Genomic DNA, 1,374 nt, shown 5'->3' on the forward strand with positions numbered 1-1,374 from the left:
GGAGGTACTATCTTCAAAACCAAATTTTATTAGATCTTTTTTTTATTAAATTTGTATTAGCATAGAGGAAGCACACTGTGATCTTTCACTGGATGTTTACCTTGTATAGCCTCAACTTGTTTGGGGCTATTTTTTATGTTTTTTTCAAAGGTAAGCACAGAAGAAAGTTCTTGTTCCTTTTCTTGAATATTATAAATTTGAGGATTATATTCTTGATTGTTTTTCCAAAGAGAGTAAATAATTATCAATAATTTTTTTTGAACAGCAACGTAGCTTTTCATCTTTACTCCATGCTTTTCAAAGGTTCTATTGTATAAGTTTAAAAAAGGTTTTTCTTTGCAACTGACTGCTGTAAATGCAGGCATAAACAATATTCTTCTAATTCTTGAATTTCCTTTTTTAGATATTTTAGTTCTACCAATTCTATTACCAGATTGATTTTCTACTACATCAAATCCTGCGTAAGACACTAATTGTTTTGTGTTTTCAAAGAATTCAAAGCCATTAGTTTCTGCTAAAATTGTGGCAAGAGATAAATTAGCAATACCTTTTATTTTACAAATATTATCTACTTTTTGTTTAACCTCGGGATTAGAATTGATATGGGATTGTATTTTTTTATCTAATTCAATCAATTGCTTATCGAACAGTTTAATGATGTCTTTTAAATGTTTGGTAATTGTTTTGTTGTTATACATTCCCTTTTCTAAAGAATGTAATTGGTTTTTAATTGATGTTTTTTGTTCCTGAATACTTTGATATTGACGCGTATATTGTCTTAGTTCATAAAAATATTTACAAAGCGGCTGCCAAAATTTCAAAGCTTGTTCTGCTCCCATTTGTGCAAGTCCTTTAGCATCGATCGAGTCATTTTTAGATTTAAGACCAATGGCTTGCAAATATTTTTTTGCTTTATTAGGTAAAACAACTGCCACTTTATAGTTCTTCTCAAATAAATACAGGGCACAAGACTCATAATAAACACCGGTGGCTTCCATGCAAAAGACAATTGGAATAGTCTTTTCTTTGTAGTGTTTTATCGCCCAATTCTCTAGATTCTTAAACCCTTTTAAATCATTGGAAATAGAAATACTGGATTTTACAGTTACTCTTTGATTAATGTCAATAACACTAATACAACAATCAATTTTTTTACTTGAAACGTCAAGTCCAACAGAATACTTTAGCATATTTCAAAAATTTAAAAATGTTAAGTAAACAAAATCATATTGGATTTTATCTCATATTTTATGCAACATCTCTATATAAAAATAAAGTGTTTAAGTACTAATTCAAATTCAATATATGATTAAAATAAGGTTGATATTCCTCCCGAACAATATCATAAAAATGTATCTAGACCTTGGTAGTTAT

The 1,374-nt window shown here is 28.5% G+C and carries 1 protein-coding gene; it reads right to left on the reverse strand.

The window, feature by feature from the left end; genetic code table 11:
* Positions 1–56: 56 nt before the first annotated feature.
* Positions 57–1,190, reverse strand: a complete 1,134-nt coding sequence (locus H601_RS0112965; protein ID WP_026711885.1) for an IS110 family RNA-guided transposase — start codon at positions 1,188–1,190, stop codon at positions 57–59.
* Between the last annotated feature and the right edge of the window lie 184 nt (positions 1,191–1,374).

The organism is Flavobacterium filum DSM 17961, assembly GCF_000425465.1.
Lineage (GTDB): Bacteria > Bacteroidota > Bacteroidia > Flavobacteriales > Flavobacteriaceae > Flavobacterium > Flavobacterium filum.

Excerpts from the sequence above, each read along its gene's own strand:
- H601_RS0112965 (WP_026711885.1), bottom strand. The coding sequence starts at position 1,190 with ATGCTAAAGTATTCTGTTGGACTTGACGTTTCAAGTAAAAAAATTGAT.